We start from the raw sequence: 13,072 nt of genomic DNA, 5'->3' as shown, positions 1-13,072 counted from the left end.
TCTCGCCCGCTAGGTCAAGATACAGATTGTGAGCGGAAGCACCGCGGCGGGAGGCGCTTATATCTTCTCCGAGCGCAATGGAGAAATTTCCAAAACCCACGCCGAATACGGGACGGCTTACAACGGTATTAAGCGCGGCCTTCCAAATTTGAAGACGCGAGCGATTCGAAATTTCTTCAAGATCCGTTATACTTTTCACGCGTTTCAGCGAAACCAAGGAATCGGCATTTGCGCCCTGTGCTCGCTGAGAAAGCGATGTTATAAAAGAAGCGGGCAAAAAAAGTATGCCGAAAAGAAGAAAAAGCGCAAGAGTTTTTTTCATCAAATACCGAAATTCAAAATATTGCGCAGGCTCTTTTTTGTACAACCATATATATCCCGCACCAATAAAGAGAGCCACTGTCACTGCGGAAACCCATACGCCCCTGGAGCCGGAGAAGACAAGCGCCAAAAACGCAAAAATCACAGGAATAATATATTTAAGATCCAGAATTTTTGGTTGGCGAGATGGGTCTGAAAATCTGTTTGCCTGGCCAATATCCGCTTCGCCGAAGCCGAAGCGAGGAGAATGAGTCGAGGCTGGGTAATTCGCAACCAGCACGGTAAGTCCCATCATAATGAGCATCGCGAACGAATGCGAATCGGGAAATACTGAAAACATCCGTAGTACCGGCGGACCATCTCCTGCAGATGCGAACCATGTGTTGGACGTTTGTAAAAGTTCTCCCAGATTATAGCCATAAAATATCGGGATGACATGTCCTGCCCAAAAACGCCAGAAACGCTCTAGAGGAATAAAAAATAGGCTGGCAAGCTGGAGAAACCCAACGCCAAGAACAGTGTAGAGCACGAAGCGTACGACGCTCAAGCCATACGCCGCGTACCCCTTGCTCATAACGTAGCGGACAATGGGAAACAACGCGAAGATATTGCCGAGAAAGATAACTTTTTTAATACCAATGACGGGATAGGGCGCCAAAAGGGCGCTTAAAAATCCCCATCCAAGAAAAACAAAGGCGGCCCAGAACAATTTTGATCGATAAAGCTCGGATAGTTTTATACGAATGCTCTTAAATGATCTTCCAATTAACCAACCTTCTGCATAAAGATACTTTAAAAAGAGAATACTCGAGAGCACTCTCCAGTTTGCCATGCTGTCAAACGATTCGGAAAACGGCAGAGCGAAAAAGAACGGGATGGATAAAATAAAAAGAATAAGCCCCTCTTCAAGGGGCCGAAGAGCCGTGAATATCACGAGAACGGCGGTAACAAAAAAAACCGCTTCGCGCTCAACAATGCCAAAGGCTGCGGCAACTGTCGCAAGAACCTGAAGAACTATAAGAGTAATAATCGATTTTTTCATTTTTGCAAGACTTGTTTGAATACCGAGAGCGTCTGATTCGCTGCGAGTTCCCATGAGAATTTTTGCGCCCGCTCCCTCCCTTTTCTAATTAGCCACCCTCGCAGAACCTGGTCGGTAGAAACTTTTATCATCGCATCAGCTATAGAGCCCACGGTTGGCCCAGCGGACAAAGAAACGCCGGACGTGGAGCTTACGGCTCCCGATGGATTAGAAAGACGAAGAGCTGCGTCTCCCGCAACTTCCGGAAGTGACGAAGTGTTTGACGTAATAACCGGCGTGCCCAGCGCCATTGCCTCAAGCACCGGCAAGCCGAATCCTTCATATGCCGACAACCAGATCAATGCCCTGGCCTTGCGGTATAACACTGCGAGCTCCCGATCGGATACCGAGATAATATGGAAAACCGCATTTTCGCCAAATTTCTCGTTCACTTCTTTTATGTGGCGAGCTATCTCAAGCGGCGGATATGTGCGATCCGGACCCACTAAAACAAACTTCAGTCCTTGAATTCTTTTCGCGCAGGCTTCAAATGCACGGAGAGTCTCCAGGGGATAGCGCCGATTAATAAGAGTGCCGACCGATAGCATGAAGTCGCCCGCAACGCCTAATTTTTTTAAAATATCGGCTTCTTCTTCTGGGGCGACTACCTGATTAAAGTTCCCGTTTGGCGCAAGTAACGTTAAGGTGATGTGCGGGTCCGGAATAGCGTAGAGCCGCATGATCTCGCTTTTTGAAAATTGCGAGATGGTAATGATGCGCGCCGCCTTTTTTGCCGCATGTTTTGAAACGGAACCCAACAAGAAGCGGCCGAGCACCGGAGTCCATTCGGGATGCGCCTCATAAGAAATATCATGGAGCGTAAGTACTGTGGGTATGGGACAAAACCAAGGTGCCACGTAAGATGGTGCAAAAAGCATGTCGACATTATCCTGCTTGAGCGCGCGAGGCAATGAAACATGCGTGAACCACGCATTGCTCTCAAATCCCAGCGGAGAGCCTAAACGGCGCAGTTTATAGCTGTTCTCCTGAAAATACGCATCTGTCGGAATTTCGTGCTTGAAGTAAAGATAAAAAGCAAAGCCCTGGTCTTTCCCAAAATACCGTAGAAGATTTTCAAGGTATCTCCCCGCTCCCGTACGATTACCCTCGAGACACCGTCCATCTATGCCGATTTTGAGAACTTGACTCATGAAAAAAGTTATGCTATATTATTAATTTCTTTAAAAATCAAAGTCTCGGAGGTTATTATGCGACGAGAAATATCAATATTTTTGCTCATTGCGATGATTTTCCTTCCATGGCTACTCAGCGCAGCCCCCCAAGAAACCAAGCTCGTCACAAGCAACATTGCTCTTAAAGAGCATCAGCTACAGGAAATCACAAGGAAATTTATTGAGGTCTCTGCCGATAGGCATCTTCAGAACAAGTGTATTGAGCTTCACGTAAGGGCAGAGAAACATTCGTCTCAGATAGCTTACGTAACACTTGAGCCAACACCGATACAGCCGCCGAACTCTCACACTGACTCGCTCTGTCACGTTGTTGTTGTAACAAAACTTCTTCTTTCTTTTGCCAATGACAATGACGTAACGTCGATTATTGCCCACGAACTTGGTCATATCGCGCACTATGATGTGACATTCGACAGGAAGAAGATTTTCTTTCGAACGCTTGTTCGCATTCTCTCGCTGAATACTATCCGGCATAAACCAAGACGGAATGAGTATCACGATCAACGTCTAGCCAACGCGTACGCGATTGCGCTCCTTGAGCGCTATGGTGCCGATCCATGGACGATGGTGTATGCTTCGGAAAAAATAGACAAATGGCTTTTCGAGTCGGAAGTTGTGCATTTTTCAGAACCAAAAGATAGTCCGCAAACTCTAGAGCTAAAGAAGTTGCTTGATGAGCGCCGAGGCAACCAACGTGAGCAGAAGTAATTCTGCTCTTTTTTAGTTTAAAGGTTCCCCGTCCTTCCTCGATAAAAATCGATTATTCCGTGAAAACAGGCTCCGGCCCACATACGCTTGGATGGAATTGTGAACTTGGCAACCTGCTTCACCAAGGTCCAAAGAATAAAAAGTGGCAGGATAAGCCGCGTCAACGTGTTTCCGTGTCGCCAGGAAAGCATGAGGCCGTTCCGTACATGGTAGTAAACGTATGATGCGCTTCCAGGTTTTGCCGACCGGGATACTTTATGCCAGATAAATGCGGCAGGAGCGTATACGATGCGAAACTCTTTCTTTCCAGCTTTTAGGCACCAATCGACATCTTCATAATATAAAAAAAAGTCTTCCGAAAGAAGTCCGATGCGCTCTATCACTGCGCGCTTAATAAGCAAACAGCAACCGGTGATATAATCGACGTCGTATAGCTGATAACTAATAGCTGATGGCTTATTGGATGCATCGATTTTTTCGTAGTCGGTATGCGAGCCGCGGGTTTTTAGCCAATTCAATTTTCCGCCTCCAAACCAAATTCGGTTACCCCCTGCCGTGTTAGCAAAATATATTTTCGGGCCAACTATGCCAATATGCGGATCGCTTTCGGCAACTTCCACGAGCTTTTCAAGAAAATCTGGCTCAACGAGCGTATCGTTGTTCAACAGCAGAATGTAATCTGCTCCATCCTCAAGCGCTTTCTTGATGCCTACATTATTCCCGCCAGAAAATCCGAGGTTTTCGTCGTTTTGAATAATCCGTAATCCGTAATCCGTAATCCGTAATTCTCCAAATTTCTTCAAAGATTCATCCGCTGAACCATTATCAACAACGGTGACGGAGAAATTTTTGTACTCCACTTCTTCGAGCGACCGAAGGCACTCAATGGTATCTTGCCACCCGTTCCAGTTCACAATAATGATGGAGACTTTTGGAGTCGGTGATGGCATAACAAAGGATAGTATAGCATAGATTGTCCATGATAAAAACGCGTAAACCTTCCGTTTTCTTATGTCTTTTCTCCTCCTGCCCTAATCATGAGTAAATTAGTCATGATTAAACCCTGGAAGTTCGTACACGGCAATTCAAAACTCCTTAATAAAAAAACCGCACCAGGACCGATGTAGTATGTAACTACTTTGCCCGTATATTCTTTTCGGATGTTCGCCGTTAAGAAAATATTGCAATCACGCCCCGCAATCTTTCCAGCGTTTTTTCTTTTCCTAAAATCGCCATGATGGGCGCGGGCGGCGGAGAAGCCTTTTTCCCCGTGAGTGAAACGCGCAAGGGCCAAAATATGGAACCTTTGTCTTTAAGGTCTTTCGTTTTTTCTTTCAGTAGAACATCCAGCGCCTCTCCACTACCAGAAAAATCTCTTTCAGGAATCTCCTCAAGCCACCCAGCCGTCTTCTCCAGGGAAGACGCAATGTCAGCATCGCTCATGGTTTTCCAGCGTAAAAGTTCTTTTTCAAAAACCGGTTCTTCAAAAAAGAAATCGGAAAGTTCAACAATATCCGACAACTTTTTCATTCTCTCATTAGCTAGCAAAAGCATGCCGCGCTGTCTCTCTTCACCATATGCTTCAAATGCGTTTCCGTGCCCGGCTTTCTGGATATAGGGCCTAACTTTTTCCAAAAGCGGTCCCCTGTCTCCAAATAGTAAGCGTATGTACTTGCCATTCATCCAGTCCAACTTTTCCTGATTGAATATTGCGCCGGCTTTTTGCACATCTCCCAAGGAGAATTTGTCAATGAGCTCCTTTTGCGAAAGATTTTCCTCATTGGTGTTCGGGTTCCAGCCAAGCATTGCCATAAAGTTGAACATAGCTTCGGGCAGATACCCTTGTTCGCGATACTCCGCTACCAAAACCCCTCCATGGCGTTTTGACATTTTTGACCTGTCCGGCCCTAAAATGAGCGGCAGATGGGCATACTGCACGGTAGGGAATCCAAGCGCCTCAATAAGCAAGATCTGCTTTGGGGTATTTGAAATGTGGTCCTCCCCGCGTATGACATGCGATATTTCCATTTCAAAGTCATCAATAACAACCGCAAAATTATAGAGCGGGACATCAACGGCCTTTCCGATGGAAAAATCGTCCATGTTCGCAGTGTCGAATTCAACTTTATCCCTTATGATATCCTCAAACGCAATTTTTTTGTTTGGCGGCGTCTTAAAACGTATGATTGCCCTCTCTCCCGATTCAATCCTTTTTGCCGCATCTCCGAGAGGGATCGCTCTACACTTTCCCGAATAGCGCGGTGCCCCTCCTTCTTCTCGCGCCCTTTCCCGTTCACTTTTTAATTCCTCCTCACTGCAAAAACACCAATATGCCCTATCTTCATCCAACAATTTCTGCAAATATTTTCGATATGACACAGTACGTTCCGATTGCCGATATGGAGCGTGCGGTCCCCCGATATCCGGACCTTCGTCCCATATAATTCCCAGCCATCGTAAATTTTCTAAAATATCTTTTTCAAACGCAGGATCAGAACGCTCCAAATCCGTATCTTCAATACGTAAAATAAACTTACCGTTTTTGGTGCGTTTCGCGAAAAGATAGTTAAATAACGCGGTTCGCGCCGTCCCAATATGCAGTTTCCCCGTCGGAGAAGGGGCAATGCGAACCCTTATATTTTTTTCTCTAGAAATTTCGGACATCATGGTGGCTAATCATATAATACAAATCAATTGCTACGAAGAAATTCGAATAGGTTCTCGGCTATGGTGAGCGCTGCGCGCGGACGCGAGAATTCCTTTGCCGCCGCGGACATAGCGGCTATTTTTGCTTCATCGTTCATGATGCTTGCGATAGTCTCCAAAAATAGATTCGGCGCAAGATTCTGCTCGTCAAGAACCGTACACGCTCCATGTTTAGCATAGGCATGAGCGTTTTCGAATTGATGGTTGCCGGCGGAGCTTGAAAGAGGAATGATAATGGACGGTTTTCCGGTCCGGGCTATCTCGTAAATGCTATTTGCACCCGCGCGCGAGATGATAAGGTCGCATGCGCCATACGCCGCACAAAGCTCCCCTTCTTTTAAAAGCCCGAAAGGATGATACCCCTGCAACAATTCGGATTTATATTCTTTCGCGGCAAGCTCCTTGATCTCTTCGAAATTCCCCAGACCGCATTGATGGATAATCTCGTAGCGCTCAAGAAGATGCGGAAGCGTATTCACTACAATATCATTTATTTTTTGAGCTCCTTGCGAGCCGCCGAGCACCAAAAGAAGCGGTTTCCGGAATCGCACATTAAACGTTTCTCTGGAATCTTCCCGCGCACAGCCGAAGAGTTCCTCGCGGACGGGGTTGCCGGTCTGAATTGTTTTTTCCTTCTTAAAGGATTGAGTCGCCGCATCGAACGATGTAAAGATTTTTTTGGCAAATCCCGCCGCATATTTGTTCGCGATCCCCGGAACACTGTCTGATTCATGGATCATGACGGGAATACGATACAATCGGCTTACAAAAAGCGCCGGCAAGCTACCATATCCGCCCTTGGAAAAGACAAGATCTGGCATAATCCAGAAAAGATTCCAGAAGGCTTTAAGCACTCCGAAAGGAATCTTGAAAATATCCAGCACATTATATGCCGAAGCGTACCTTCTCCATTTTGCCGCACTAATTCTCACCACTTTTATATTTTCCAATTCTAAAAAATCGCGCCCAAAGTCGTCAGGCCCCATATAATAGAGCTTCACGTCAATATTCTGGTCTTGGCCAAGTTTCTTTAGTTGCCTCCCGACAGCTATCAGAGGAAAGAGGTGTCCTCCGGAACCGCCCCCAGTCAGTAAAATATGCATCTTGCAGACAGCAGATAACAGATAGCAAACAGCAATAACAGGGTCTTATTGCTTTTTGTTATGTGTCTTTTGCTTCATGATTTAGCGTACTTCGATATATTAACTAAAATTCCGCAACTCGTCAGCACCAGCGCCAGAGAGGATCCTCCATAACTCACGAAAGGGAGCGTAATACCTGTGAGGGGTATGAGTCCGGTGATAGCGGACATATTTATAAAAGCCTGGAACGCTATCCATGACGCAATACCAACTGCAAGATATCTGCCAAAAAGATCTGGAGCCCGATAGGCAATACGAAAAGCCCGCAGGACAAAAAACATAAAAAGCAATACAAGCACTGTGGCGCCAATAAACCCAAGTTCTTCTGCGGCAATGGCAAAAATAGAATCACCGACGGATTCCGGAAGAAAGCTGTATTTCTGACGGCTTTCGCCAAGCCCCAGCCCCCACAATCCTCCAGAACCTATGGCAAGAAGCGCCTGTTGTATCTGATAGCCGATGCCTTTTGGATCAAGTTCCGGATGCAAGAAAACGAGAAAACGATCGAAGCGGTACGGGGTGGTCTTAATCAGTATAAAAAAAAGGGCTATGCCGCCTCCGATGAAATAGCTGATGTATTTCCATGCGCCCCCCGCAACAAAAAAGAGAGCCCCAATGATCATCGTAAGGACGCCGAGGGTTCCGATATCGGGCTCCAGGGCAATAAATCCCAGGATTGCCGCCGATACCAGCATGAAGGGGAATACGGTCTGCCAGAAATTTTCGAGATTATCCTTGAACTTTGCAAAAAATGCAGCCAGATACACGATAATGGCAAGCTTGGCAAGTTCGGACGGCTGAAAGAATATGAATTTAAAATGGATCCAGCGTCTTGCTCCGCCGGCGCTAAACCCGAATTGATCCGTAAAAACCGCCCCAAGCAGAATAAGCGTACCAAGAAGCAGCGGCAAAGAAACTTTTCTCCAAAATGTATATGGAACAATGCGCCAAGAGAAAAAAAATCCAAGACACCCAACGACTACTCCGGGGAACAGCTGGTTGAGGATGAGTCTGGACGTGGAGCCGTACTGGTTATGGGATATCGCTACCGAGGCGCTGGAAAGAATAATAAGCCCCATAACAAGAAGTGAAGCGGTGAGCGTTATAAGCACATAATCGGGACGACGCTGCATTGAAAACCAGAATGTCAAAGCTCAAATGTCAAATCAAACCCAAAGCCCAAATGTCAAAAATTTGGATTTTGGATTTTAGTCATTGATTTGTCATTTGGATTTTGGCATTTGGATTTGATAAATTGGCTTCAGCTTCTTAACTTCCCTCACAAACTGTTCTCCTCTGTCAAATTCGTTCTGGAAAAGATTAAAACTTGCAGCACCCGGGGATAAGAGTATCGTATCGCCTTTTTCGGCGTAACGCCATGCAATATTCACGGCTTCTTTCATCGAGCCCGCTTCCCGAATTTTGGTTTGCGGTATCACGTATTTTTTTGCCACCGAGAGCATCTTGACGGTTGCCGTTCCCGGAAGGAACACAATGGCTTTTATGGAGCAGATTTTAAGAATCTCCCCCAGCGGTCGAAAATTAAATTTCTTGTCTACGCCTCCGGCAATAAGTATCAGGTTTCTGGGGTCCGGAAAGGTCCGAAGTGCGGCAATAACCGCGTCCGGCATGGTTGCAGTCGTATCATTGACGAATGTTACCCCGCCGACCTTCTTCACAGTTTCAATTCTTCCTTCCAATCCCCGGAAGGTCTCAAGCGCCCTTCGAATCTTCTTTGGTCCGACACGGTAAATTTTGGCAACTACAAGCGCCGAGGCAAGATTCGCGCGATTATGAAATCCCGGCAATTTAAAAACATCGGCGTAGAGTGCGGGGGTTGTGCGCTTGGAAAACCATATGCGTCGAGCTTTACGAGAAGACCCCTGGAACTCTTTGAACTTTTTTAGGTCTTTGTTAAGCACTGCAACGTCATTTTTTTTCTGGAAGCGCAGGATGTGCTTTTTTACCTCTGTATACGCATGAAAGCTTCGATAGGTATTGAGATGTTCGTGTAATATATTCGTTACAACCGCAACGTGAGGGCTTATGTGATTTGCGGCAAGTCCCTCAAGCTGCCAATTTGAAAGCTCCAGAATAATTGGTACGCTGGGCTTGATCTTGGGAAGTATATCGAGAACCGATGTTCGGATGTTGCCCGCAAGAAGCGTGTGCGGATACTTCTGTTTCAATATGTGGGCTATGAGGGTCGCAGTTGTCGATTTTCCTTTTGAGCCTGTAATACCGATGATTTGGTCTCTCGGAACAAGTTGAAAAAAAATTCCGATATCGGTTTCAAGCGGAACATGATGCCGCATCGCGGTAGCCAAATGCGGTGAATCTTCGAGTCGCAGGAATTTTGTCCGCACGCCGGGGTTATACACCACCATATCGGCATTTTTAAAATCTCTGGAGTCGTGTTTCCCCAAAACAAAACGAATCGGCAATCCCTTTAATTTTTTTAAAGACGATGCAAGCTCTTTCTTGGTTTTAAGATCGGTTACCGTAACCTTTGCGCCCTGCCGCACAAGAAATTTCGCAGTGCCGACTCCTCCGCCATGAAGTCCTAATCCCATCACGGTTATTTTTTTACCATTAAATTTTGGGTGCTGGACTTGCATATACGTACCTACTCATATAGTATCGCAGGTAGCAATTATAGTTCATTGAAAAAGGAGGAATGGGCATGATGCGTACAATTGGCTTGGTCCTGTTCTTGATTTTCGGCCTTGTAGCCTTCGCCTTAGTGAGTCGGCGTCGGGAACCCCCGCCTGCCAACACGCCGATGCTATTTATTATTACTTTCGCAGAAATCTACAACTCTAGTAAGGGCGGCCAGCTGCTTCAGCTCCGGTTTTCCGGAAACGAACGCGGTGCGGTATATGTCGCGGACCTTGCGGACATCACTGTAGTTTCATCGTCTCGAGACGCCAGTAATAATGATCCCGGTACGGGACCATACGTCTTAGGAGAAGTCCTTTACGGAACTATCCCTCCCCGAATGATTCGCGTTATCATTGAGACTTCCGATATCCCTGAAATGGATCGGTGGCGTAAAGCTATTGCGGAAGGTGATCCGGTCATACTTTGGCCGTTACAGCAAAAATAGCGTATTATCAGGAAACAATTTCTCTTTTAGCGGCAATGATGCCGCTTTTTTAATTAATTCAATTCTCCTGTGCGTTATTAAAATACAAATTCGGTTCCGAGAAGCGACAAAATGAGCCCTAGGCCCGCAGCAACTCCGCCCACAATCCAAAAGCGCATCGTTACCTGCGTTTCCGGCCAACCTACAGCTTCAAAATGATGGTGCAGAGGCGTTGAGTGAAATAATTTTTTTCCGCGAAGTTTTTTTGAAAGCATCTGCAGGATGACGGATAGCGATTCGATCATCGGTATGAAGGCAATGAGAGGAAGAAGCAGTGCCGAATTTGTAAGCATGGCTATAACGCCAAGCGTCACGCCCAACCCCATAGAACCCGTGTCGCCCATGAAGAATTTTGCCGGATAGATGTTGAACCACAAAAATGCAAGCAGCGCCCCCATGATCACGCCGCACAGTGCCGCAAGATCAAACCTGTCCTGCGCATAAGATATCGCGCCTAGCGTTGCAAAAGCGATCAAAAGAAGCCCCCCCGCAAGGCCGTCAAGGCCGTCCGCTTCGTTGACCGAAAAAGCCGTCGCGAAAATAATAAATACAAAAACAGGAATATACCACCATCCGATCTGGAACGTCCCGAGAAACGGAACAACCAGCGTATCCCAATCAAGCTTGTAATGAAACCACCATGCTCCTCCAACCGCAACAAGAAGATAGAGCAGGGCGCGATGCCGCATGCGGAATCCGCCTCCATTTGAGCCGATGCGTAATATACCAAGGACATCATCCCCGAGACCGATAATCGCGCTAATGACCATGGCGCCAAGCGGAAGGAGAGTCTGTCCACGAGAGAGAAAGTCGAGCCGCGATATAAACGCATCGGAAAACCACCGGCTCATAATCCAGAAGAACACGATGAGCGCAAGAGCAGTCACCCACACAAGCAGTCCTCCCATGGTCGGCGTGCCTGCTTTTTTCCCATGAAACAAAGCAAAAATCGGCGCGCCTTCGGTGCGTATCTGTTTGCCAAGCTTATATCGCACGAGCACCTTCAGCCAGAACGGTGTAAAAATAATTGCTACGCCAAACGCGATAGTCGCCAGAATAAGAATTTTGATGACGGGTAACATAATTCATCTTTTACCATTGGTACGCTTCATTCACCCACGTGATTAGTGTTTTTGCATCCTCAAATCTTGTCTCTTCATTTGCGGATCCCAGCACTATCACCAAAAAATCGTCATCTGATTTTTCGTTTTTCGCAAAAATCGCAAGCGAGCCTCCTGCTCCTTCGGTGTATCCGGTTTTTCCCGCAACAACCCCATCGAAACGTCCCAATAATTTATTGGATGTTATAAGACGATGCGTGAACCGACCGTCAGTAGAATGAATGTCTGCCGCGTCAGTTTTTAAAATATCCGCCAGCGCGCTCTGATGCATCACTGTCCCAAGGAGCTTGGAAAGGTCCTCTGCCGTTGAATAGTTATTCCTATCCTCAAGGCCGCTCACGGATGAAAACCGTGTCTGCAGAAGTCCTAAAGCATGGGTTTTCGCATTCATAAGTTCTGTAAGGGCCTTGCCCCGCGTACGCAACACATGTTCCGCAAATGCAACTGCGGCATCGTTTGAAGAAGCAATCAGCATTGCCCGAAGTACATCGTGCGCGGTAAGCGTTTCTCCGACCACCAAATTCCCGAAATCTCCTCCGGTATTTACCGCATGCCGCGAGACGGTCACCTCCTCATTAAGAGAAAGTTCTTCAATAACGGAGAGCGCCGTTGCCAATTTCGTAAGGCTCGCGATCGGCAGACGCAGACGCATATTGCGTTCGTAAAATATCTTGCCAGATTTTGCGCCAACGACAACAGCGGATTTTGCGTTCATATCGGGAGGAGAAACTTCCCATTTACGATATGGCAAAGAATCCGAGGATATCCGCGTATCGGGAATATTACGAGCAGGATACGCCAAAAACTCTGCGGAGAGCGGAAGTTTCTGCAGGGCCAGATTGACGTTTTGTTGAGCCGTGTCAAGCGTGCGGGATACTCCAGGGCTTCCCGATGGCAAAACAAATAGACCCAGAGGCCCCAAAACCGTAATGAGTATATAAGTAAGAAGGCTGGTCATGGCGGAGAGAGAATCGTTTGTATAGACCGTTTTAAATTTTTTCCGGAACTTTTATTTGTGAGTTTTGGCTTTCAAGTTAGAGCTAGATTTCTGGCTTTGTCGCGTCTGGCTCGGTTTTTGTGTTTGTTTCTTCTGGTGGAGTAAGTTTTGCCTGTGAAAGCGGAGTAAATTCATGCAAGTCTTGTGCGGATTTCAACCCGAGTTTTTTAAGAAAATCAAGTGAAATGCGGTAGAGATACGTGCGGGCATCTTCGGGGTGCAAAATACGCTCCACGAGTCCCCGGACCAGAAGCGTGCGAAGGGTATATTGAGAATTTACGCCGCGGATATCGTCAATGGCCGCGCGCGCAATAGGGCCTTTATATGCCACGATGGCGAGCGTCTCCGAGGTCGCATCGGTCAGATCCTCTTCCATGCCGCTTTTAAGGTATTCCGAAACTATTCCGGCATTGTCCGGATGGGTAACCAGTTCCACTTCGTCATCTTTTATAAGAACCCGAAGCCCACGCCGATCTTCGTGTACGGAGGCAAGTTCCTCTAATGCAGTGCGCGCCTCACTCTCGGAGGCACCGGATGCACGCGCAAGTTTTTTTATTTTTACCGGCTCCCCTGCGATAAAAAGAAGGGATTCGATAATGGAAGATGACTTGGACACAGTTTCTAATTGATCTAATTGACCTAATTGACCTAAACAATT

The 13,072-nt window shown here is 46.8% G+C and carries 12 protein-coding genes; 2 read left to right on the top strand and 10 right to left on the bottom strand.

Annotated elements, in window-relative coordinates:
* Positions 1 to 1,417 (bottom strand): O-antigen ligase family protein (locus tag Q7S09_00325; protein MDO8557623.1); only part of this gene is annotated, 1,417 nt, incomplete at its 3' end.
* Positions 1,360 to 2,553 carry a glycosyltransferase family 1 protein gene (locus tag Q7S09_00320; GenBank protein ID MDO8557622.1) on the bottom strand — a complete coding sequence of 398 codons (1,194 nt, stop codon included), beginning with the start codon at positions 2,551 to 2,553 and terminating at the stop codon, positions 1,360 to 1,362. The genes Q7S09_00320 and Q7S09_00325, both read right to left, overlap by 58 nt.
* A 57-nt stretch (positions 2,554 to 2,610) precedes the next feature.
* On the opposite strand from Q7S09_00320, the gene Q7S09_00315 reads away from it, so the two are divergent.
* Positions 2,611 to 3,303, top strand: a complete 693-nt coding sequence (locus Q7S09_00315) for a M48 family metalloprotease (GenBank protein MDO8557621.1) — start codon at positions 2,611 to 2,613, stop codon at positions 3,301 to 3,303.
* 17 nt (positions 3,304 to 3,320) lie between these two features.
* Here Q7S09_00315 and Q7S09_00310 read toward each other — a convergent pair whose 3' ends face one another.
* The 5 genes from Q7S09_00310 to murD form a co-directional block, all read right to left on the bottom strand.
* Positions 3,321 to 4,253 carry a glycosyltransferase family 2 protein gene (locus Q7S09_00310; GenBank protein ID MDO8557620.1) on the bottom strand — a complete coding sequence of 311 codons (933 nt, stop codon included), beginning with the start codon at positions 4,251 to 4,253 and terminating at the stop codon, positions 3,321 to 3,323.
* Positions 4,254 to 4,473: 220 nt separating this feature from the next.
* Positions 4,474 to 5,970, bottom strand: coding sequence for a glutamate--tRNA ligase (gene gltX / locus Q7S09_00305; GenBank protein MDO8557619.1), 1,497 nt, complete (start codon positions 5,968 to 5,970; stop codon positions 4,474 to 4,476).
* 23 nt (positions 5,971 to 5,993) lie between these two features.
* Entirely contained in the window at positions 5,994 to 7,112 is a 1,119-nt protein-coding gene (locus tag Q7S09_00300) for a UDP-N-acetylglucosamine--N-acetylmuramyl-(pentapeptide) pyrophosphoryl-undecaprenol N-acetylglucosamine transferase (GenBank protein ID MDO8557618.1), read from the bottom strand.
* 74 nt (positions 7,113 to 7,186) lie between these two features.
* A complete protein-coding gene (gene ftsW / locus Q7S09_00295) occupies positions 7,187 to 8,284 on the bottom strand; it encodes a putative lipid II flippase FtsW (protein MDO8557617.1) in 1,098 nt (365 codons plus the stop codon).
* A gap of 90 nt (positions 8,285 to 8,374) precedes the next feature.
* Complete coding sequence (murD, locus tag Q7S09_00290) at positions 8,375 to 9,769, bottom strand: UDP-N-acetylmuramoyl-L-alanine--D-glutamate ligase (protein MDO8557616.1); 1,395 nt, start codon at positions 9,767 to 9,769, stop codon at positions 8,375 to 8,377.
* Positions 9,770 to 9,834: 65 nt separating this feature from the next.
* On the opposite strand from murD, the gene Q7S09_00285 reads away from it, so the two are divergent.
* A complete protein-coding gene (locus Q7S09_00285) occupies positions 9,835 to 10,257 on the top strand; it encodes a hypothetical protein (protein MDO8557615.1) in 423 nt (140 codons plus the stop codon).
* Between the two features lie 77 nt (positions 10,258 to 10,334).
* Here the strand turns inward: Q7S09_00285 and mraY are convergent, their stop codons facing one another.
* The 3 genes from mraY to scpB all read right to left on the bottom strand — a co-directional run bounded on the left by mraY (position 10,335) and on the right by scpB (position 13,030).
* On the bottom strand, positions 10,335 to 11,378 hold the full coding sequence (gene mraY, locus Q7S09_00280; protein ID MDO8557614.1) for a phospho-N-acetylmuramoyl-pentapeptide-transferase: 1,044 nt from the start codon (positions 11,376 to 11,378) through the stop codon (positions 10,335 to 10,337).
* Positions 11,379 to 11,388: 10 nt separating this feature from the next.
* A complete protein-coding gene (locus Q7S09_00275; GenBank protein MDO8557613.1) occupies positions 11,389 to 12,375 on the bottom strand; it encodes a serine hydrolase in 987 nt (328 codons plus the stop codon).
* 82 nt (positions 12,376 to 12,457) lie between these two features.
* On the bottom strand, positions 12,458 to 13,030 hold the full coding sequence (gene scpB / locus Q7S09_00270) for an SMC-Scp complex subunit ScpB (GenBank protein ID MDO8557612.1): 573 nt from the start codon (positions 13,028 to 13,030) through the stop codon (positions 12,458 to 12,460).
* Positions 13,031 to 13,072 lie beyond the last annotated feature (42 nt).

Source organism: bacterium, from assembly GCA_030649025.1.
Taxonomy (GTDB): domain Bacteria; phylum Patescibacteriota; class Minisyncoccia; order JAUYLV01; family JAUYLV01; genus JAUSGO01.
Note: the sequence above shows the minus strand (reverse complement) of the source record. Positions and strands in the feature narration are given on the sequence as shown.

Excerpts from the sequence above, each read along its gene's own strand:
- Q7S09_00320 (MDO8557622.1), bottom strand. The coding sequence starts at position 2,553 with ATGAGTCAAGTTCTCAAAATCGGCATAGATGGACGGTGTCTCGAGGGT.
- Q7S09_00315 (MDO8557621.1), top strand. The coding sequence starts at position 2,611 with ATGCGACGAGAAATATCAATATTTTTGCTCATTGCGATGATTTTCCTT.
- Q7S09_00310 (MDO8557620.1), bottom strand. The coding sequence starts at position 4,253 with ATGCCATCACCGACTCCAAAAGTCTCCATCATTATTGTGAACTGGAAC.
- gltX (MDO8557619.1), bottom strand. The coding sequence starts at position 5,970 with ATGATGTCCGAAATTTCTAGAGAAAAAAATATAAGGGTTCGCATTGCC.
- Q7S09_00300 (MDO8557618.1), bottom strand. The coding sequence starts at position 7,112 with ATGCATATTTTACTGACTGGGGGCGGTTCCGGAGGACACCTCTTTCCT.
- ftsW (MDO8557617.1), bottom strand. The coding sequence starts at position 8,284 with ATGCAGCGTCGTCCCGATTATGTGCTTATAACGCTCACCGCTTCACTT.
- murD (MDO8557616.1), bottom strand. The coding sequence starts at position 9,769 with ATGCAAGTCCAGCACCCAAAATTTAATGGTAAAAAAATAACCGTGATG.
- Q7S09_00285 (MDO8557615.1), top strand. The coding sequence starts at position 9,835 with ATGATGCGTACAATTGGCTTGGTCCTGTTCTTGATTTTCGGCCTTGTA.
- mraY (MDO8557614.1), bottom strand. The coding sequence starts at position 11,378 with ATGTTACCCGTCATCAAAATTCTTATTCTGGCGACTATCGCGTTTGGC.
- Q7S09_00275 (MDO8557613.1), bottom strand. The coding sequence starts at position 12,375 with ATGACCAGCCTTCTTACTTATATACTCATTACGGTTTTGGGGCCTCTG.